The organism is Prevotella pectinovora, from assembly GCF_041323955.1.
GTDB classification, from domain to species: domain Bacteria; phylum Bacteroidota; class Bacteroidia; order Bacteroidales; family Bacteroidaceae; genus Prevotella; species Prevotella pectinovora.
In genome coordinates, this window is the sequence record NZ_JBGLIV010000001.1 from 1,588,020 (window position 1) to 1,610,058 (window position 22,039).

A 22,039-nucleotide genomic window follows, 5' to 3' on the forward strand; every position below is an offset into this window, starting at 1 on the left:
GAACTCAAAATCATTTTAACCTATGGAGATAGATTATGTAAGAAGTCGTTTTGTAAAGCATTTCGACGGAAAGACAGGAAACGTTTATGCATCACCAGGAAGAATAAACCTCATCGGTGAACATACCGACTATAACGGAGGCTTCGTCTTTCCGGGAGCAATAGACAAAGGAATAATGTGTGAAATACGTCCCAACGGCACCAACAAGGTGATGGCTTATTCCATCGACCTGAAAGACCGTGTGGAATTTGACATAGACGACGAAAAAGGCCCTAAGGCAAGCTGGGCACGCTATCTGTATGGCATCGTTCAGGAGATGAAGAAACGCGGAGTTGACGTGAAAGGCTTCAACACCGCATTCGCAGGCGATGTGCCCCTCGGAGCCGGTCTGTCATCATCGGCAGCTCTCGAGAGCTGCTATGCCTACGCCCTAAACGACCTGTTCGGCGAGAACAAGGTGTCTAAATGGGATATGGTGTTGGCAGGACAGGCAACGGAACACAACTACTGTGGAGTGAACTGTGGCATCATGGACCAGTTTGCGAGCGTATTCGGCATGGAGGGCAAACTGATGCGCCTCGACTGCCGCAGCCGCGAGTTCGAATATTTCCCATTCGAACCGAAGGGATACAGACTGGTGCTCGTTGACTCCGTGGTGAAGCATGAACTGGCATCATCGGCATACAACGACCGCCGCAAGAGCTGCGAGAACGTGGTTGCCGCTTTGCAGAAGAAATATCCTGAGAAGACTATCGAAACCCTGCGCGACGCCGACTGGGACATGCTCAACGCCGTAAAGGATGAGGTTAGCGAGGAGGACATGAAGCGCGCCACATTCGTATTGGGAGAGAAAGACCGTGTGCTGGCAGTATGCGACGCACTCAACGCCGGCGACTACGAGACCGTGGGCAAGAAGATGTATGAAACCCACCACGGACTGAGCAAGGAATACGAGGTGTCTTGCGAAGAACTCGATTATCTCAACGACATCGCTCGTGAAGATGGCGTTACCGGTTCGAGAATCATGGGCGGAGGCTTCGGCGGATGCACCATCAACCTCGTGAAGGAGGACCTCTACGACCACTTCATCGCCGACGTGAAGAAGAAATATGCAGAACGCTACGGCAAGGAACCGAAGATATACGATGTGGTGATCAAAGACGGTTCGAGAAAAATCTGCTAAAGCAAAAAGAAAGAAACCAAACATAGCACAACCGAGCGGAAAGTCATTTCATTGTGGCTTTCCGCTTTTTCGTTAATATACCCCTGTAATTGTACACTTAAGATAACAAAACACCCTCTTAAACATGAAGAAAAGACAAAAAGGTGTAGAAACAACACCTACACGGACAAAAAAGTCATAATCTTTTATTGCCGATTCGAAAAATAATAGTAATTTAGCCACGAATTAAATAATTCATTGAATCTTTACGTTCCGAAAATCTATTTAGCATACATATATGAAAGGTATAAAATCTATCATTCTTGGAGCAGGAATGGCTATCGCGACGATGCTTTCATGCTCAACAGGCGGCAACACACAGCTCACTGAGTCTGGCCTCAACCCTGCCGCATTCGACACAACCATCAACAACAAGCCCGTCAAACTTTTCACGCTCAAGAACAAGAGTGGGATGGAAGTATGCATCACAAACTTTGGAGGCAGAGTGGTATCGCTCACCGTTCCCGACAAGGACGGCAAGCCGACTGACGTGGTGCTCGGCTACGACAACATCAGGCAGTATGCCGACTCGGTGAACAGTCCGAGCGACTACGGATCTACCGTGGGCAGATATGCCAACAGAATAGACAAGGGCCATCTTCACGTGAACGGCAAGGACTACCAGCTGCCGCAGAACAACTTCGGCCATTGCCTGCATGGCGGTCCGTCGGGATGGATGTATCAGGTGTATGATGCAGAACAGCCCAACGACACTACTCTCGTCATGAGACTCATGTCGCCGGACGGCGACAACAACTTCCCGGGAACAGTGAAGACCACTGCAACATACAAGGTGCTCAGCAACAATACTCTCGACATCACTTTCGAGGCAACGACAGACAAGGAGACGGTGGTAAACATGACCAATCACAGCTACTTCAACCTCAACGGCGACCCGTCGAAAGAGGGAACAAACATGGTGCTGTATGTCAATGCCGACAATTTCACCCCTGCCGACGACACATACATGACAACGGGCGAGATAAAGCCTGTGGAGGGCACACCGATGGACTTCCGCAAGCCTCATGCCATCAGCGAGACAATCAACGACACAACATATCAGCAGATAAAGAACGCTACTGGCTACGACCATAACTGGTGTCTGAACACATACAAGAACGGAAAGGGCGACGACACCAAGGTATGCGCTTCGCTCTATTCGCCGGTCACAGGCATCCTGCTCGAGATGTTCACCAACGAACCGGGAGTACAGGTATATACCGGCAACTTCCAGGGCACGGGCATTGCCTGCAAGCACGGAGTGAAATATCCCAAGCATGTGTCGGTATGTCTGGAGAGCCAGAAATACCCAGACTCACCAAACAAGAAAGACTGGCCTTCGCCATATCTGAAACCGGGCGAGAGGTATTACAGCCATGTGGCTTACCGCTTCGGAATAAAGAAGTAAATGGGGATTGAGAGAATCTGCCACTGACCAAAAACGGCAAACTATTTTGGAACTGCAGCATCAAGCGTTCCAATAGCCGTTTGGAGGTTAAGACCTAAGCGGAGTGATATCCGCAACAACAATTAACAAAAAAAACAAAACTACTAACTAAATAAATAAACTAATATGGAATTATATGACTGGCTGGTAATTGGGCTGTTTTGCCTGGCCTTAATAGGAATTGTGGTATGGGTCGTGAGCAAGAAGAACAACGACTCTGCAGATTATTTTCTCGGCGGACGCGACGCAACTTGGATTGCCATCGGAGCGTCGATCTTTGCGTCGAACATCGGTTCGGAGCACCTCATAGGTCTTGCCGGTGCTGGAGCATCGTCTGGTATGGCGATGGCACACTGGGAGATACAGGGATGGATGATACTTATTCTGGGATGGGTGTTCGTGCCATTCTATACCCGTTCTATGGTTTACACCATGCCTGAATTCCTGGAGAGACGATACAACAAGGAGAGTCGTACGATATTGTCGGTGATTTCGCTCATCAGCTACGTGCTCACCAAGGTTGCCGTGACGGTATATGCCGGTGGTCTCGTGTTCCAGCAGGTGTTCGGCATCAAGGAACTGTGGGGCATCGACTTCTTCTGGATCGCTGCTATCGGACTGGTGCTTATCACTGCTCTCTATACCATTTTCGGCGGTATGAAGAGCGTGCTCTATACTTCGGTGTTGCAGACTCCTATCCTTCTGCTCGGTTCCATCATCATCCTCGTGCTCGGACTGAAGGCCGTGGGCGGCTGGGACCAGGTGATGCAGATCTGTTCTGCTGAGCCTGTAAACGAATATGGCGACAAGATGACCGACCTGATGCGCGACCTGCGCGATCCGCAATATCCTTGGCTTGGAGCCCTTGTGGGCAGTGCCGTAATCGGTTTCTGGTATTGGTGTACCGACCAGTTCATCGTGCAGCGTGTGCTGTCGGGAAAGAATGAGAAGGAGGCCCGCCGCGGTACTATCTTCGGTGCATACCTGAAGTTGCTCCCTGTGTTCATCTTCCTCATCCCTGGAATGATTGCCTACGCACTGAACGCGAAGAGCGGTGGCGCATTCCTCCCCGTTGATGCCAACGGCGTGGCTATAAGCGATGCCGCATTCCCTACCCTCGTGGCGAAACTGCTGCCGGCAGGATTCAAGGGACTCGTGGTTTGCGGTATTCTCGCAGCATTGATGAGTTCGCTGGCTTCGCTGTTCAACTCTTCGGCAATGCTCTTCACCATCGACTTCTACAAGCGTCTCCGTCCGCAGACATCAGAGAAATCTCTCGTACGCATCGGACAGATCGCCACTGTGGTAATTGTGATTCTCGGTATCCTGTGGATTCCTATCATGAGAAGTGTGGGCAACGTGTTGTACAATTACCTTCAGGACGTGCAGAGCGTTCTCGCTCCTGGCATCGCAGCGGCATTCCTTCTTGGAATATGCTGGAAGCGTGCCACTGCCAAAGGCGGTATGTGGGGACTCCTGGCTGGCATCATAATCGGTCTGACAAGACTCGGCGCAAAGGTATACTACAGTAATGTAACTGATGCGTCAGACAACTGGTTCAAGACTGTGTTCTTCGATTTCAACTGGCTGTACTTCTGCGGTGTGATGCTCATCGTGTGCTGTCTGGTTGTAGTGGTAGTGAGCCTCATGACTCCTGCGCCTACTGAAGACAAGATACGCGGACTGGTGTTCGGCACTTCCACACCTGAGCAGAGGGCTGCCACAAGGGCAAGCTGGACGAAGTGGGATGTGATCCACAGTGTTATAATCCTTGCCATCACAGTGGCATTCTACATCTACTTCTGGTAAAAAAGACGCCCCTGACAATGACACACGAAATAAAGAATAACTATAAAGACCTAAATAATAATACCTTATGACTGACTTTTATAAAGAACACTCCAAGGTGTATGTGTCGGTAGACTGCATAATCTTCGGATTTGAAGCAAACAAGTTGAAACTGCTCATCGGAAACAGGAGAATGGATCCGGGTCGCGGCGAATGGTCGCTCTACGGTGGATTCGTGAAGGAGAACGAGAGTCTCGACGATGCTGCCAACCGCACGCTGAGAGATCTCACCGGTCTCGACAACCTGTATATGAAACAGGTGGGTGCCTTCGGTGCCGTAAACCGTGACCCGGGCGAAAGGGTCATCTCCGTGGCATACTGTGCACTCATCAATGTGAAAGACTACGACAACGAGCTACGCGAGAAGCACCAGCTGAAGTGGATCGATGTGGAGAAGATGCCAAGACTCTATTCCGACCACAACGAAATGGTGAGAAAAGCCATCAACCTGCTCCGCCGCCGCATTTCCACAGAGCCTCTGAGCTTCAATCTGCTCCCAGAACTCTTCACGCTGACGCAGCTGCAACACGTTTACGAGGCTATCCTCGGCGAGGAAATCGACAAGCGCAACTTCAGAAAGAAGATCAAGACAATCGACTTCATCGAGAAGACTGACAAGATCGACAAGATAACGTCGAAACGCGGTGCGGCATTGTATTGCTTCAACAAAGAGGCGTATGACGACGATCCTTATTTCAAACTCTAATGACAACAACATGGCCGGTCCTGAAAGTCTGGAGGCTTAAGGACTGAATCCGGACACAAGGACCGGCCATCAAACACATATCAAGATATTATGTTAGAAGAACTGAAAGAAAAAGTATTCCGTGCCAACCTCGACCTCGTGAAACACAATCTCGTGATTTTCACCTGGGGCAACGTCTCTGGCATCGACCGCGAGAAAGGTCTCGTGGTAATCAAGCCTTCGGGCGTGTCATACGACAACATGAAGGCGTCTGACATGGTGGTGGTTGACCTGAACACGGGCAAAGTGGTGGAAGGCGATCTTAATCCGTCTTCTGACACTCCTACACACCTCGTGCTCTATCGTGCCTTCCCCGAAATCGGAGGTATCGTGCACACCCACTCCACTTATGCCACGGCATGGGCACAGGCAGGAAAGGACATTCCGAACATCGGAACGACACACGCCGACTATTTCCACGACTGCATACCATGCACCGGGGACATGACGGCAGACCAGATGGCTGAATACGAGAAAGAAACGGGAGTGGTTATAGTGAACCGTTTCAAAGACATCAACTACGTACATACGCCGGGCGTGCTGGTGAAAAACCACGGTCCGTTCTCATGGGGAAAGGATGCTGACGAGGCTGTATACAACTCCGTAGTGATGGAACAGGTGGCAAAGATGGCTTTCGTGGCATTCAGCGTGAACCCTGAGACCACTATGAACCCTCTGTTGATAGAGAAACATTTCAACCGCAAACACGGTCCGAACGCTTATTACGGACAAAAGAAAAAATAATCCGGAAGGATCAGAATTACAACCGGTCATTATGAATGGTCTGATGACCGTCTGGAGATAATAACATAACTAAAGAAGAAACAACTACGAAACAATGATCAAGGCATTTGAGAATTTGGAACTCTGGTGGATTACTGGAGCACAGCTCCTCTACGGAGGCGAGACAGTAAAGATTGTTGACGGTCACTCACAGGAGATGGTCGACGGATTGAACAAGTCGGGTATCATCCCGATAAAGGTGGTTTATAAAGGAACAGCAAACTCTGACAAGGAAGTGGCATCTATTATGATGGCTGCCAACAACGAGGAGAAATGTGTGGGCGTGATAACATGGATGCACACCTTCTCGCCAGCCAAGATGTGGATACACGGACTGCAGATGCTGCACAAACCTCTGCTCCATCTTCACACACAATACAACCAGGAGATTCCTTGGGACACGATGGACATGGACTTCATGAACCTGAACCAGAGCGCACACGGCGACCGCGAGTTCGGACATATATGCTCACGTCTGCGCAAACCACGCAAAGTGGTTGTGGGATACTGGAAGGAGAAGAAGACACAGGAGCACATCGCCGTATGGGCTCGTGTCGCCGCAGCCGTTGCCGACGCCAAAGACATGCTTATCATTCGTTTCGGAGACCAGATGAACAATGTTGCAGTGACCGACGGTGACAAGGTCAGTGCTGAGCAGGTTCTCGGTTACCACGTAGACTACTGCTGCGTGTCTGAGCTGATGGAATACTGGAAGCAGGTTGCCCCTGCCGATGTCGACGCATTAGTGGAGGAATACCACAAGCTATACAAAATCGTGCCTTGCGAGGCGGGCGAGGAAATCGGCAAGAAGAAGATATGGAATGCCGCACGCGCAGAGCTTGCCATCCGTGCCTGTCTCAAGGCGAAGGGTGCAAAGGGATTCACAACAAACTTCGATGACCTCGGTTCATGGGGCGACCCTGATGCCGACGACTTCGTAGGATTCGACCAGATTCCGGGCCTCGCATCACAGCGACTCATGGCTGAGGGATATGGCTTCGGCGCCGAAGGCGACTGGAAGTCGGCTGCCCTCTACCGCACTCTCTGGTATATGACTCAGGGTATGCCTACGGGATGCTCGTTCCTCGAGGACTACACACTGAACTTCGATGGAGAGAACTCTTCACTGCTCCAGAGCCACATGCTCGAGGTATGTCCTCTCATCGCTGTCGACGACGAGCCAGTACGACTTGAGGTACACCACCTCGGAATCGGCATACGCAAGCAGCAGACGGCCCGCCTCGTGTTCAACTCAAAGGTTGGCGACGGCGTTACGGCAACGGTAGTCGACATGGGCAACCGCTTCAGACTCATCGTCAACGATGTACACTGCATCAAACCGAAACCACTGCCTAAGCTCCCTGTTGCCAACGCCCTGTGGATTCCGCAGCCTAACTTCGAGATCGGTGCCGGTTCGTGGATTCTCGCCGGCGGCACTCACCACAGTTGCTTCTCCTACGACATCACACCGGAGTATTGGGAGGACTATGCTGAGATGCTCGACATCGAATATCTGCATATCGACAAGGACTCCACATTCGAAAGCGTGAAGAGAGACCTCCGCATCAACGAAGTGTATTACATGCTGAACAAGGCATTGAGATAATAAATCTGATTATGAATGTAGGACAGCTCGAAACATGTAGAGTTGTCCTACAATCATAATCCCCAATCGGTCATTGGGCCGTTTAATGTAATATTTTACAACTGCTTGCAGTATTTTGCTTGTTATAAGGTGTCTTTTGCTTGTTTTTAATTCGCAATAGCTCGCTATTACTCATTAAAAGCCAAACAAAATCCCCTCTTCTAAAAACTCAAAATCCAAGCAAGCCCTAATGACCGATTGGGGATAATTGGTCCATACTATTACAGCAGACAAGAACATTAACACTGATATATATAATAAGGTAATGACAAACAATCCTAAAGCTACAATACAAGAAGGCAAGGCTATTCTCGGTATCGAATTCGGTTCCACAAGAATCAAGGCAGTGCTCATCGACGAGAACAACATCCCGATAGCCCAAGGCTCTCACGAATGGGAGAACCAGCTTATCGACGGACTGTGGACATACAGCATCGAGGCTATATGGAACGGTGTGCAGAACTGCTACGCTGACCTTCGTGCCAACGTGATATCCAAATACGACGTTGAGATAGAACAGTTGGCTGCCATCGGCGTTAGCGCCATGATGCACGGATACATGGCATTCAACGAGAAGCAGGAGATACTTGCCCCTTTCCGCACATGGAGAAACACCAACACAGCGGAAGCTGCCGCCAAGCTCTCTGAACTGTTCCACTTCAACATCCCTCTGCGATGGAGCATCTCCCACCTCTATCAGGCAATACTCAACAAAGAGGACCATGTGAACGACATCAACTTCCTCACCACCCTTGCCGGATATATCCACTGGCAGATAACGGGCAAGAGAGTGCTCGGAGTGGGCGACGCATCCGGCATGCTGCCTATCGACTCCAAGACCAAGAACTACGACGCTGAGATGATACGCAAGTTTGATGAACTCGTGTCACCTTACGGCTTCGACTGGAAGATAACCGACATCTTGCCTCAGGTGCTCTCTGCCGGAGAGGATGCCGGCACTCTTACTGCCGAAGGTGCCAAACGACTCGACATCTCCGGTCATCTGAAGCCCGGCACACCGGTGTGTCCACCAGAGGGCGACGCCGGAACAGGAATGGTGGCCACCAATGCCGTGAGGAAACGCACGGGCAACGTGTCGGCTGGCACATCATCGTTCTCAATGATTGTATTGGAGAAGGCCCTGTCGCGTCCTTACGAGATGATCGACATGGTGACGACGCCTGACGGCAGTCCGGTGGCAATGGTACACTGCAACAACTGTACTTCTGACCTCAACGCATGGGTGAACCTCTTCAAGGAATATCAGGAACTGCTGGGCATACCGGTGGACATGAACGAGGTGTTCGGCAAACTCTACAACCATGCCCTCAAGGGCGACGCCGACTGCGGCGGACTGATGGCATACAACTATATCTCGGGAGAACCCGTTACAGGACTGGCTGACGGAAGGCCTCTCTTCATGCGCTCGGCAAAGAGCAAGTTCAACCTTGCCAACTTCATGCGTGCCAACCTGTACGCTTCAGTGGGAGTGTTGAAGATAGGCAACGACATCCTTTTCAACGACGAGAAGGTGAAAGTGGACCGTATCACTGGCCACGGCGGACTCTTCAAGACCCCAGGCGTGGGACAGCGTATACTGGCTGCCGCCATCAACTCTCCGATTTCTGTAATGGAAACGGCTGGCGAAGGCGGAGCATGGGGCATCGCGCTGCTGGCCGGCTATCTGGTGAACAACAAGAGCAAAATGAACCTCGCCGACTATCTCGACAAGAAGGTGTTTGCCGGTAACACCGGAGTGGAAATCGCTCCTACGAAAGAAGATGTTGAAGGCTTCAACGAGTACATAAAAGAATACCAGAACTGCCTGCCAGTGGAGCAAGAAGCAGTGAAATTAAAAAAATAATAAAGTATTCGCCTTAGTCTTCGCCAAAAACAAAATATTTATATATCTTTGCAACAAAAGAAAAACTTTGTTTAACTAAAGGCGATTAAGGATAAAAAACATATTGTCTTTTAGAATACTACAAAACATAAATCGATATGAACGACAAGAAGATTATGAACAGAGCAGCCGACAACATCCGCATCCTGGCTGCGTCTATGGTAGAAAAAGCTAAATCGGGACATCCGGGAGGAGCCATGGGTGGAGCGGATTTCATCAATGTGCTGTTCTCTGAATTCATGGTATGGGATCCGGACAATCTCACATGGGAAGGTCGCGACCGCTTCTTCCTCGACCCAGGACACATGTCACCGATGCTCTACAGCGCTCTCGCATTGCAGGGAAAATTCACCATCGACGAACTGAAGCAGTTCCGCCAGTGGGAATCTCCTACTCCAGGACACCCTGAGCGCGACGTGAAGCGTGGTGTGGAGAACACATCCGGTCCGCTCGGACAGGGCCACACCTTTGCAGCCGGTGCTGCTGTGGCTGAGAAGTTCCTCCAGGCAAAACTCGGTTCAGAAGTCATCAAGCACAAGATTTATGCATACATCTCTGACGGTGGTGTGCAGGAGGAGATATCACAGGGTGTCGGACGCATCGCCGGCAACCTTGGACTCAACAACCTCATCATGTTCTACGACTCCAACGACATCCAGCTCTCTACTGAGTGCAACGTGGTGATGAACGAGGATACCGCTGCCAAATACAAGGCTTGGGGATGGAACGTGGTGACAATCGACGGCAACGACCCAGACGCTATACGCCAGGCTCTCACCGACGCACAGAAAGAGGAGGAGCGTCCTACTCTTATCATCGGCAAGACTATCATGGGTAAGGGCGCACTCAAGGAGGATGGCTCAAGCTATGAGCACAGCATCAAGACTCACGGTGCTCCTCTCGGCGGCGAGGCTTACGTAAACACCATCCAGAATCTCGGCGGCGACCCTGAGAACCCATTCGTTATATTCCCTGAGGTGGAGAAGCTCTATGCTGACCGCGCTGAGGAGCTTCGCAAGATCGTTGCCGAGCGTCACGCCGAAGAAGAGGCTTGGGCTAAGGCTAATCCTGAAAAGGCTGAATTGATGAAGGAATGGTTCAGCGGCAACGCTCCTAAGGTTGACTGGTCTGTAGTGTCACAGAAGGAGGGTTCTGCCACTCGTGCCGCTTCGGCAGCATGTCTCGGTGCTCTCGCTGAGCAGGTTCCTAACATGGTTTGCTCTTCAGCAGACCTGTCTAACAGCGACAAGACCGACGGTTTCCTGAAGAAGACCCACTCTATCGTTCGCGGCGACTTCAGCGGCGCATTCTTCCAGGCTGGTGTTAGCGAGCTGACAATGGCGTGCATGTGTATCGGTATGTATCTGCACGGTGGAGTGATACCGGCTTGCGGCACATTCTTCGTATTCTCTGACTATATGAAGCCTGCCGTACGTATGGCTGCGCTGATGGAGGTGCCTATCAAGTTCATCTGGACCCACGACGCATTCCGCGTCGGTGAGGACGGACCAACTCATGAGCCTGTAGAACAGGAGGCACAGATCCGCCTGATGGAGAAGCTGAAGAACCACCACGGCAAGGACAGCGTTCGCGTGTTCCGTCCTGCTGATGCCGACGAGACTACCGTTTGCTGGGCTATGGCAATGGAGAACATGGAAACTCCTACTGCTCTCATCTTCTCTCGCCAGAATGTTGCCAAACTGCCTGCCGGCAACGACTACGAGCAGGCTCGCAAGGGTGCATACGTAGTGGCTGGATCTGATGAGGACTTCGACGTTATCCTGCTGGCTGACGGTTCTGAGGTTTCTACATTGGTAGCAGGTGCTGAACTTCTGCGCAAGGACGGTGTGAAGATCCGTATTGTCAGCGTACCGAGCGAGGGTCTGTTCCGCACTCAGTCTAAGGAGTATCAGGAGAGCATCCTTCCTGCAGGAAGCAAGATTTTCGGTATGACCGCCGGTCTGCCTGTAACTCTTGAGGGCCTTGTAGGTGCCAACGGCAAGGTATTCGGTATGCCAAGCTTCGGTTTCTCAGCTCCTTACAAAGTGCTCGACGAGAAACTCGGCTACACTGCTGAGAATGTATACAAGCAGGTGAAGGATCTCTTGAAGTAAGAAAAAAAAAACGGCGGTCTTGTAAGTATCTCTCCTACCTCTCCCGCCGATGGCGGCGACAGAGAACAGAGGATGACAGACTGACCGACTATAAAGGATTGAAGAAAAACAAATAGGAGTCGCGGGAGGACTTCTCTAAAAAAGGAGTCCTCCGCATCTCTAACCCTAAGCCAAGAACATTGAGCTTATAAACGCAAATAATAACCCTTAAAAAACTTACGACTATGGAAGTAAAGACAGTTGGAGTGGCATGTGACCACGCAGGTTTCCCTTTGAAGCAGTTTGTAATCCAGTATCTGGAATCTAAAGGTTATCAGTATAAGGACTTCGGTACATACAGCGACACAAGTTGTGACTATCCTGATTTCGCTCATCCTCTGGCAGAGGCAGTAGAGAGCGGCGAGTGCTATCCTGGCATCGCTATCTGCGGCAGCGGCGAGGGAATGGTGATGACACTGAACAAACATCAGGGCATCCGCGCTGGTCTTGCATGGGACAAGGAAGTGGCTGGTTTGATCCGTCAGCACAACAATGCTAACGTTCTCGTTATGCCAGGTCGCTTCATCGCCAACAAATTGGCTGAGACAATAATGGACGAATTCTTCAAGACTCCTTTTGAGGGCGGACGCCACGAAAGAAGAGTAGAGAAGATTCCAGTAAAATAAACAGTGGTTCGCAATCTGCGGACAAGATGAAAAAAAAGACAAAGTTGTGGGTTTACCTTCATGGCAGACTCACAACTTTTTTATTTCAATAACTACTGTAAAACCGAAACGACAATTATCACTATCGTAATACGGAAATTGTATTTGCGGTCTACAAGATTAACGGCAAAAATTGGGTTCTTCCGTTAAATGCGTAGACGCTTGTCGTGTAGAGCGTATAGCTTTAACGTGAAGAATTCATCATTTCTGAATCCATACATTTGTCTTTTCAGCACTTTAATCTTGTTGTTTATACCTTCAGTAGGGCCATTTGATATCGGGTAGTCATACCATGCAAGTATATATGGCTTGTAGGCCCGCAAGGTAGCAGCCATTTTGACCAATGGCTGTATTTTTGAATCCATGGCCTGCCGCACCCATTCGTTTAGCACCAATTCTGCATCATCCTTGTTGGTTTGGTTCCATATTTCCCTCAAGTCTTCTTTCAGGTAATATGCAATCATCAACGGTTCATTCAAGTTCAGCACATTGTCAAGTCTTGTCTTGTATTTTGCGTCAAAGATGTCGTTGCCGTTTCTCAGCAATATCCAGCGCGTGCCCTTGATTACCTTACGCTTGTTAACGTCTTTCTCAGCATGCCACAACTGGCGGCGCAACTGGTCTATCCTTTCATTCATGAGCTTTACCACATGAAAATGATCCACGACAAGAGAGGCATTGGGGAGATTTGCCGTTACCGCCCCCGTATAAGCAGACGACAAGTCTGTGCATACGGCTTTTATGTCATTCTTTCTGTCTCCGAGCTTGTTCCAGAATTCCTCAAGCGAAGCCTTGCCGTTACCGTCACCTACAAAGACAATCCGCCCGGTTTCCAAGTCTACGACTATCGTCTTGTAAACTTGTCCCTTGTGGGTAGCGAACTCGTCTATGGATATGTATCTGAGGTTTGAAAGGTCAGGGCTGCCATACTCCTTTTGCAGGAACTCCATCTGTATGTTCCGCACCATGTCCCAAGATACATCCAGGAACCATGCAATGTCCTGTATAGTTGCAAAGCGCGACAAGTCTATAACCATATTGGCGAAAGCGGTCGTATGCCTGCGCTTGCCTTTTGCGAAATCGACATCCTCGTTCTTTATGCAGCCACAATCAGAACATTTGACACGTTGGATCTTCATCTCGACGAAAGTCTTTGAACAACCTATCGGCACGCTCACAAAGCGTCTGGCCGTGAAACCATTACGGACTACATTATGGCTTCCACACTCCGGACAGCAAAGTTTGTCTGATGGAGTTTGGATATTCAAAACTATTTTATTACTTTCGCAACGCATATCCAAACATTCTTGCAAGGATATGCCAAAAGCTTTATGCATTATGCTGGCATTCATTTATCATTGAGTTTGGTCACTACAAAGATAGATGATGCCAGCTTTATTTTTATCATAATATAAAATTTTTTTTTCTATCTATGCATTTAACGGAAGAACCAAAAATTGGGCACGGTGCTTGCCCATCATGGGCACGCTGCTTTCTCATCATGGGCACGCTGCTTGCCCCACTTGGGCAGAATAGGCACCCGATTTATAACCCAAATCGGTCGTTAGGGCTTGCCTGGATTTTGCATTTTAGAAGAGTGGATTTTGTTTGGGTTTACATACTTCTAACGGCATAATGACCGATGGATCATTTCAGCGGCTCCACATGGATATTGATATGCGTGCGCTTGCCGAAGCGGCGACGCAACTCATGTTCTATGTTCGTGGCATGCTCATGCGAAGTCGTCAGACTGATGTCGCCCGGCATTCTGAGGTGCATCTCTATGGCAATGTCGTTGCCTATATGACGGGTGCAGAGATTGTGGATGTCGCTGACACACGGTTCTCTATTGGCAATGGCAACAATCTCGTCTTCCATTTCCTTCGGCAGGCTCTTCTCGAGCAGTTCTCCAAACGAGCTGCCGATTAGTCCGAGGGCTGTCTTCACAATGAAAAGGCTCACCACAACGGCAGCTATAGGGTCGAGCACCGCCCAACTCTTTCCCAACAATATCGCTCCACCGATTCCCACAGCTGTACCTATCGAGGAGAGGGCGTCGCTGCGATGGTGCCAGGCATTGGCAACAACTGCCTGCGACCCAACTTGTTTTCCCACACGTGCCGTAAAGCGGAAGGTCCATTCTTTCAGGCCGATGCCCAGGAGAGCTGCCAAGAGGGCTATCATTCCCGGCTGATGGATTTCCTCGCCACGCATCACATCCCATATCTGAAGGCATCCGTTATAGAATATGTATAGTCCCACAGCGAGCAGGGCGAGACCGATTATCGATGTTGCGAGTGTCTCATATTTGCCGTGGCCATAGTCGTGGTCTTCATCAACGGGTTTTGAACTGATGCGCACGAAGGCTATCACCACAATATCTGTGAGGAAATCTGACAATGAATGCACGGCATCAGCAATCATGGCTGCCGAACCGCCGAGGATACCGGCAACGAACTTGAACACGAGAAGTACCACATTGACGACACTTCCCATCAGCGTGACACGATAAATCTTTTTTTCTCTTTCTTCTATTTCCATGACATACTTAATTCTTGTTATATACAAATGCAAAGGTATAAACAATTACCTATTATTAGGTATAGTTCAAAGAAAAGTATGATTAAAAAAGATAAAAAACAAGTATCAAAATCCACTCTTCTAAAAGCAAAATCCAAGCAAGCGCTAATGCCCGATTTGGGTTAAACAAAAAAATCTCCAATTCCTCAACTCTTGACCATTACAACCGTCAATCCGGTTCGTGTCGTCAAGAATTCAAGAATCAGAGAATTCAGAATATCTTTTTTCCTCCTCAACCTGGCATCACCACCCTGCAAGAAATAAAGCCTACAGGCTAATACAGCTAAGGGAGGGAATATCAATCATCAGTCTTCGTATCCGTTAGGATTGTTCTTCTGCCAATTCCAACTGTCGCGACACATCTCCTCGATGCCATAGTGTGCCTCCCAGCCCAGCTCTGCCTTTGCCTTTGCAGGATTGCAGTAGCAGGTGGCTATGTCACCGGCACGGCGTGGCTTGATAGAATACTTTATCTTGATGCCGTTGGCCTTCTCGAAGGCTTTCACCACGTCGAGCACCGAATATCCGTGACCTGTTCCGAGGTTATATACGGCAAGTCCGCAGTTGCGCTCGATAGCCTTCAGCGCACACACATGACCGGCAGCCAGGTCGCACACATGGATATAGTCGCGCACTCCCGTTCCGTCGGGTGTGTCGTAGTCGTTGCCAAACACGCCGAGCTCTTCTCTCTTGCCCACTGCCACTTGTGTGATGTAAGGCATAAGGTTGTTTGGAATACCGTTAGGGTCTTCGCCGATTTTGCCGCTCGGATGTGCACCGATAGGATTGAAATATCTCAGCAATACCACGTTCCATTCAGGATCGGCATGGTGTACGTCTTTAAGCACTTCCTCAAGCATCCACTTTGTCTGGCCGTAAGGATTGGTGCAGTAGCCCTTCGGACACTCCTCTGTGATAGGAATCATCGCCGGGTCGCCATACACAGTGGCTGAACTTGAGAAGATGATGTTCTTGCAGCCGTGCTTGCGCATCACGTCAACGAGGACAAACGTTGCCACCATATTGTTCTCATAATACTCCAATGGCTTTGCCACCGACTCTCCGACGGATTTCAGTCCGGCATAGTGGATAACGGCGTCGAACTGGTTCTCGCCGAAGATCTTCTCCATCGCGTCCCTGTCTCTCACATCGGCGTTATAGCATTTCACCTCCTTGCCGATAAGCTCTGATACTCTCTTGAGCGCCTCCGGCTTGGAGTTGAAGAAATTGTCCACCACTACTACGCTGTGACCAGCCTTGTCAAGTTCAATGATTGTGTGGGTGCCGATGAATCCGGCACCACCGCATAAAAGAATGTTCATAACTCTTTACCTATTAAAATCTTTCGAGTCAATATCTATAATATCTATCTGCAAAAGTAACGAATTTATGGCAATTACCGCCCCTTGCTCCCCTATTTCTGCTCATACATTGTTGATTTTAACATAATCCAAACATTCATTGCAACGTGGGATTCACATTATGCGTAAGAAATGTTTGCCGTTACAAAGAAAATAAGTAATTTTGCACGCATATCCATTTTTATAATTATAAAAAAGACATGATGCAGGCTATGATATTCGCCGCCGGACTCGGCACCCGACTCAAGCCGCTCACCGACCACATGCCAAAGGCTATGGTGAGCGTGGGAGGAGAACCGCTCATCAGGCACGTCATAGAGAAGCTGAAGGCAAGCGATGCGGAGCGCATCGTAGTGAACGTACACCACTTTGCCGAACAGATAACAGACTACCTAAAAGACAATAACAACTTCGGTGTTGACATCCGCATATCCGACGAATCGCAGAAGCTGCTCGACACGGGAGGCGGAATAAAGAAGGCTGCGCCACTCTTCCTCGGCGACAGGCCGATACTGATACACAATGTGGACATACTGAGCAACGTAGACCTGCAACGTTTTTATGCCGAGGCTGACCATGAGAGCGGTGTCGACGCATTGCTGCTCGTGAGTGAGAGAAAGACGAAACGCTATCTGCTCTTCAACGACGACATGAGGCTCGTGGGATGGACCAACATTGAGACGGGAGAGGTGAAATCCCCTCATGAAGGTCTCGATCCGGACAAATGCCACAAATACGCCTTCGCCGGCATACATGCATTTTCACCAAGGCTGTTCCCGCTGTTCAACGGGTTCGGCGACAAATTCGGCATCATTGACTTCTATCTCAAAGCATGTGCCGACCACAATATCCGGGGATATCTGAAAAAGGACCTCCGCCTGCTCGATGTAGGGAAGCTCGACACGCTGAAGGAGGCTGAGGATTTCATCTCCGGGTTATAAAGGAATATTAATGGATATAAAGTGACTCAGATACAAGAAACAATATCATCTAAACAATATAAGTAAATGCAACAGAAGATCATTATTTTAGACTTCGGCTCACAGACCACGCAGCTCATCGGACGCCGCGTACGCGAGCTCGACACCTTCTGCGAGATTATGCCTTACAACAAGTTTCCGAAAGACGACGAGAGCGTCATTGGAGTGATACTCAGCGGAAGCCCCTACTCTGTTCACGACAAGGAGGCGTTTAAGGTTGACCTCAGCCAGTTCATCGGCAGAATCCCTGTTCTGGGCATCTGCTATGGAGCGCAATACATCTCCTATTCCAACGGTGGAAAGGTGGAGGCTGCCGACTCTCGCGAGTACGGAAGGGCATGTCTGGAACAGTTCGACAAAGAGGACCCTCTCTTCAAAGGCTTCGTGGACAAATCGCAGGTGTGGATGAGCCACGGCGACACGATAACGGCGATACCGGAGGACTACAAGTGTATCGCGTCGACAGCAAATGTGAAGTTTGCTGCCTACGCTTCTACAAAGCAACCGGTATGGGCGGTGCAGTTCCATCCGGAGGTGTTCCACTCGCTGCAGGGCACTCAGTTGCTGAAGAACTTCGTGGTTGACATCTGCGGAAGCCGCCAGGACTGGAGCGCAGACTCCTTTGTGGAGACTACGGTGAAGGAACTGAAGGAGCAGCTGGGCGACGACAAGGTGATTCTCGGACTCTCCGGCGGCGTGGACTCAAGCGTTGCCGCCGTATTGCTCAACAAGGCAATCGGCAAGAACCTCACCTGTATCTTCGTAGACCATGGTATGCTGCGCAAGAACGAGTTCCGCGACGTGATGGAGGATTACAAGTGCTTGGGTCTGAACGTTATCGGTGTGGACGCAAGCGAGAAATTCTTCGCCGACCTGGCAGGAGTGACAGATCCTGAAAAGAAGCGCAAGATTATCGGAAGGGACTTCGTAGAGGTGTTCAACGCCGAGGCGAAGAAGCAGACGGGAGCAAAATGGCTGGCTCAGGGCACTATATACCCTGACCGCATCGAAAGCCTCAACATCACGGGCAAGGTGATAAAGAGCCACCACAACGTGGGCGGACTGCCAAAGGAGATGAACCTGCAACTCTGCGAACCGCTGAAATGGCTGTTCAAAGACGAGGTGCGTCGCGTGGGTCGTTCGATGGGAATGCCTGAGCATCTCATCACACGCCATCCGTTCCCGGGTCCGGGACTGGCAGTGCGTATCCTCGGCGACATCACTCCTGAGAAGGTTCGCATCCTACAGGATGCCGACGATATCTATATCCGCGGTCTGCGCGACTACAAGGTGCGTCTCTCCGGAGAGGATGCGCGTCGCGTATTGGCTGCCGGCGTTCCTGCCGACATGCAGAACGGCGAGATTGAGGTGTCTCTCTACGACCAGATATGGCAGGCAGGCACGGTGCTCCTCTCCACAGTACGTTCTGTGGGTGTGATGGGCGACGAGCGCACTTACGAGCATCCTGTTGCTCTGCGCGCCGTGACTTCTACCGATGCCATGACTGCTGACTGGGCTCATTTGCCATACGATTTCATGGCCAAGGTGAGCAACGAGATAATAAACAAGGTACGTGGAGTAAACCGCGTATGCTACGACATCTCCTCAAAGCCACCAGCAACTATTGAGTGGGAATAATCGGAATACCGATGAACAGCCACTCAAATAAAGATGAATTAATTTAAACTCAATAAGTTAGGGGATTCGTTGACGTAACAGCTTAATAGTCAACAAATCCCCTTTCTTGTACATTTTATCCAAAACCATCCCCGATTTCGTCCCTGCTTATCCCCGATAGGATAGCTATCCGATAGAGTTGAAATCCAATAGCTTGGCAATCTGTTCGGGGGTTGCCCTTACATATTTGTAGAACGTGCGTTCATTGGTATGACCTGTCAGCTGCATAATGGTATACATTTCACAAATGCCTTCCAAATGAATTTCTTTCCGTTGAGGGATGGAGTTATGTCTATATCAAATTTGTACATGTCACTTGCTTATTAGAACAATCCCCACTCGGCAAATTTCTCGAATCCGCCAATTCTCGTGATGTAGTTACGAGCGATTTCCACTATTTCACGATAAGGCTTACCATCTATTTCTGTGTCACCGATGGCACAGAATAACTCCACAGGCTTGCCTGTTTTTTGAGCTTTCAAGAAAGCGTAGATATTGACAGAAACATCTGCCTTGGAAAGGTCCTTTCCCATTAGACCGCCACCCGAAACTGATTGCGCCATATCACTGCCCAACTTTCTGTTTGTTGCACCCGAATCGACATCTGTTCCGCCACTCCAATCTCCAAGAGGATTAATGACAGCGGTAGGATAGAGCTTCTTTAAATCCTCAGTCTTGGCGTTACTTTGACAAATAATCAATTTATCGTCAGCTAATACATACTTGCCATCCGAAGGGTAACTCTCATAGATGTCATGGGCAATCTTGCTGAGTTCTTTCTCCTCGTCAGTCAATGGAATGCCCTTGAAAATACCATTGTCGCCACAGCGGATTTCTCCGTCTTGGTTGCTTGCAAGGATAGGGTCTTGTGCTACCATTACGAGAGATACTTTTAAGTCTCTACGCTTAGTAATACGGCTAACAATAGCTTCAGCCTCAGCGTCTGAAATGTTCACACTACTCTCAATAATGAGATTTGCAACACCATGTCCGAGCAATACTTCAACTGCTATTTTCGGATTCTCTTCTTTCTTGTACGCAAGGTCTACAATAGCTCCTGCGATACGGTCTGCCACTTTATCCGGATGGCTTGGATTTACTTTTTCAATCATAATTTATTACTTTAAATTAATTGTTTTTATGTTGTCTAAAAGTTCTGTCAACGTAATTGCTTCGTCACCTTCTGCCTCCTTGAATAATTCTTGTTGCGTAAGGGCAAGAGTATGCGCACGGCTAAGGAAACTTCCAACTTGGGCATTGCCGTTTTTATGGCAATGTATGCACTTGTAGGATATTGATGTTGTGCCACTCAACGGACTACCTGCAAAACTATATATGAAAGCCTTGTGCCCACATTCGCATTGATATGTAAGCCACTCGTTTTCATTCGCCCAAAGTCTTAACATCGTGCCAATACAGATAGGTTGACATACCATATATACTTTCAATGGTATTGTAGCCATTGCCCATTCCTTATGAGCAAGAATTTCATTTCGATGCTCATAAAGCAATTCGATGTTGTCTATATATGGACTCCATATCCTTTTTTCAGCCAAATTATGCTCTCTTTGTTTGACTAATGATGTAATTGTATCATGCACGTTTTTGAGCGTAAGATGTTCGTATTCACCTGCCGCCTTGCTGTATCGGCTACAGTGTTGCTTTAAGCGACTTAGCCTGTCGGAATTGTCTTTTTGAAAAAGAACATCTTTGATTACCTCCGATATGGTAGCCACTTGTGTAATACTTTCCAACCATTCCAATAAACCACCTAAAGTGTATATGAAATCTCTGTCTTGATATACAGGTATCAAAAACATACGGCTGTTATCGAAAATGAACTCTCTATGTTCGTAAAAGAAATCAGCATGTTCGCAAAAATACCTTATGGTATTCTTGTTACTGTGCTTTTGGCCGCCATAGAGCTTTAACTCCTTGCCACTCTTTATTTTGATTGTATTGCTAATTTTCATGCCACTATATGTAAGTTAGACATTGGTGTGTTATTGGTTGGGAACGTGAGGCGTTTGCCCATGATGTGAATGTCTTTTGACTCCAAAAGAGCGTAGTCTATTGGTGGTTCTACGCCTTGTATTAGACAATCACGGCAAATCATGAGAATCTTGCCTAAGTTGTTTTGACCGACAAACGTTCCAATGCCATTGACTTTGCAAGTCTCACTGTTTACCAAACGCTTCAAAGCAGCCTTGGATATGTTTGGATAGTCTGCCTTAGCCTGTTTGATGGTTTCCTTTTTAACCTCTGCTCTTCTTGCAGCCAACTCAAAGTTGGTGCATCCCCAAACTTCCTTTGTGTCGCAATGTTGTTTGGTTGTGTCCTCGATAATGATAGCGTCATTTGGTAGTTGCAAGAGCATCTTGGCAAAATCCGCATTGTCCTTGCACTTCTGCCATACTACGTAAAGCATCCACTGTATGCGAAATGTCGAGAAGTCACTACGGATGAATCTCTTGTATTTGTTCTTGACAAAGCGTTTGGCTGCAAAGCCGCTTGTCTGTCGGTGCATTTCCTCCTGTATAGCCCGATGTTCGTCAGATGAGTCCGAAAACTCACCGCACAAATAAAGCGTCTCACTATCATGCCAAGTCGCACCACCGAATGAAAACGGATAGCCACCTGCCATGTTAGAAAGACGCACGTTTATGCCATTCACCATATCCGAAGCCTTAGCGAATGACAAACAATTAAAGTGCGAAGCATTGATGTACTCCACACGACCTAAGATGATTTCTAATGTTTTTGATGTTGCCATAAAATTTTAATTTAAAGATGAATAATCAAGCCTTAAACTCACATCTATTTTACCACCGTGGCAATGGCTAATCTGCTCGGTTGGTTCTGTATTTAAACAGTCTCTTGATGCTTGTCAATAAATAAAAGAACAACTCCCCATTTTGGAAAGCGGTTGCAAAATTACGTTCTTATTCTGAGAAAAACGAAAAAACAGTGCTAAGAATGGTTAATCAAGAATTGTTTGGATTTTTACTAAATTACATTTGTGCTTACGCA

At 48.7% G+C, this 22,039-nt stretch carries 17 protein-coding genes and 1 riboswitch; of the genes, 11 read left to right on the forward strand and 6 right to left on the reverse strand.

The features are described from left to right. Nucleotides 1–22: 22 nt before the first annotated feature. The 9 genes from galK (at nt 23) to rpiB (ending at nt 12,372) form a co-directional block, all read left to right on the forward strand. Nucleotides 23–1,183, forward strand: coding sequence for a galactokinase (galK, locus tag ACDC99_RS06295; protein ID WP_302749634.1), 1,161 nt, complete (start codon nt 23–25; stop codon nt 1,181–1,183). Between the two features lie 277 nt (nt 1,184–1,460). After that, nucleotides 1,461–2,630, forward strand: a complete 1,170-nt coding sequence (locus tag ACDC99_RS06300) for an aldose epimerase family protein (RefSeq protein WP_022317636.1) — start codon at nt 1,461–1,463, stop codon at nt 2,628–2,630. Between the two features lie 165 nt (nt 2,631–2,795). Then, on the forward strand, nt 2,796–4,478 hold the full coding sequence (locus ACDC99_RS06305) for a sodium:solute symporter (RefSeq protein WP_044064963.1): 1,683 nt from the start codon (nt 2,796–2,798) through the stop codon (nt 4,476–4,478). A 67-nt stretch (nt 4,479–4,545) separates the two neighbouring features. Continuing rightward, nucleotides 4,546–5,223, forward strand: coding sequence for an NUDIX hydrolase (locus tag ACDC99_RS06310; RefSeq protein WP_022317634.1), 678 nt, complete (start codon nt 4,546–4,548; stop codon nt 5,221–5,223). Nucleotides 5,224–5,313: 90 nt separating this feature from the next. Then, the gene (locus ACDC99_RS06315) at nt 5,314–6,006 is read left to right on the forward strand and encodes an L-ribulose-5-phosphate 4-epimerase (protein ID WP_022317633.1); all 693 of its coding nucleotides are present in this window, start codon (nt 5,314–5,316) and stop codon (nt 6,004–6,006) included. A gap of 94 nt (nt 6,007–6,100) precedes the next feature. Further along, a complete protein-coding gene (gene araA, locus ACDC99_RS06320; RefSeq protein ID WP_022317632.1) occupies nt 6,101–7,651 on the forward strand; it encodes an L-arabinose isomerase in 1,551 nt (516 codons plus the stop codon). A 304-nt stretch (nt 7,652–7,955) separates the two neighbouring features. Beyond that, nucleotides 7,956–9,554, forward strand: a complete 1,599-nt coding sequence (locus ACDC99_RS06325) for a xylulokinase (RefSeq protein ID WP_022317631.1) — start codon at nt 7,956–7,958, stop codon at nt 9,552–9,554. 137 nt (nt 9,555–9,691) lie between these two features. Beyond that, nucleotides 9,692–11,707, forward strand: coding sequence for a transketolase family protein (locus tag ACDC99_RS06330; RefSeq protein WP_370756232.1), 2,016 nt, complete (start codon nt 9,692–9,694; stop codon nt 11,705–11,707). 224 nt (nt 11,708–11,931) lie between these two features. Then, entirely contained in the window at nt 11,932–12,372 is a 441-nt protein-coding gene (rpiB, locus tag ACDC99_RS06335; RefSeq protein WP_022317629.1) for a ribose 5-phosphate isomerase B, read from the forward strand. 185 nt (nt 12,373–12,557) lie between these two features. Here the strand turns inward: rpiB and ACDC99_RS06340 are convergent, their stop codons facing one another. The 3 genes from ACDC99_RS06340 to galE form a co-directional block, all read right to left on the reverse strand. Next, nucleotides 12,558–13,763 (reverse strand): ISL3 family transposase, encoded by a 1,206-nt coding sequence (locus ACDC99_RS06340; RefSeq protein ID WP_042517111.1) that lies wholly within the window; start codon nt 13,761–13,763, stop codon nt 12,558–12,560. 295 nt (nt 13,764–14,058) lie between these two features. Continuing rightward, a complete protein-coding gene (locus ACDC99_RS06345) occupies nt 14,059–14,952 on the reverse strand; it encodes a cation diffusion facilitator family transporter (RefSeq protein ID WP_288768082.1) in 894 nt (297 codons plus the stop codon). 344 nt (nt 14,953–15,296) lie between these two features. After that, a complete protein-coding gene (gene galE / locus ACDC99_RS06350; RefSeq protein WP_022317627.1) occupies nt 15,297–16,313 on the reverse strand; it encodes a UDP-glucose 4-epimerase GalE in 1,017 nt (338 codons plus the stop codon). 239 nt (nt 16,314–16,552) lie between these two features. Here galE and ACDC99_RS06355 point away from each other — a divergent pair, with 239 nt between their 5' ends. Further along, entirely contained in the window at nt 16,553–17,293 is a 741-nt protein-coding gene (locus ACDC99_RS06355) for a nucleotidyltransferase family protein (protein ID WP_022317626.1), read from the forward strand. A gap of 66 nt (nt 17,294–17,359) precedes the next feature. After that, nucleotides 17,360–18,970, forward strand: a complete 1,611-nt coding sequence (gene guaA, locus ACDC99_RS06360) for a glutamine-hydrolyzing GMP synthase (RefSeq protein ID WP_044064968.1) — start codon at nt 17,360–17,362, stop codon at nt 18,968–18,970. A gap of 362 nt (nt 18,971–19,332) precedes the next feature. Here the strand turns inward: guaA and ACDC99_RS06365 are convergent, their stop codons facing one another. The 3 genes from ACDC99_RS06365 to ACDC99_RS06375 all read right to left on the reverse strand — a co-directional run bounded on the left by ACDC99_RS06365 (nt 19,333) and on the right by ACDC99_RS06375 (nt 21,782). After that, nucleotides 19,333–20,121, reverse strand: a complete 789-nt coding sequence (locus tag ACDC99_RS06365) for an S-adenosylmethionine synthetase N-terminal domain-containing protein (RefSeq protein WP_370756235.1) — start codon at nt 20,119–20,121, stop codon at nt 19,333–19,335. A gap of 6 nt (nt 20,122–20,127) precedes the next feature. Next, nucleotides 20,128–20,982, reverse strand: coding sequence for a hypothetical protein (locus ACDC99_RS06370; protein WP_042518875.1), 855 nt, complete (start codon nt 20,980–20,982; stop codon nt 20,128–20,130). Beyond that, nucleotides 20,979–21,782, reverse strand: coding sequence for an NADAR family protein (locus ACDC99_RS06375; RefSeq protein WP_370756236.1), 804 nt, complete (start codon nt 21,780–21,782; stop codon nt 20,979–20,981). The genes ACDC99_RS06370 and ACDC99_RS06375 overlap by 4 nt, the downstream gene beginning before the upstream one ends. Then, a riboswitch (SAM-I-IV-variant riboswitch) is annotated at nt 21,775–21,898 on the reverse strand. Its footprint overlaps the gene before it by 8 nt. Nucleotides 21,899–22,039: the final 141 nt, after the last annotated feature.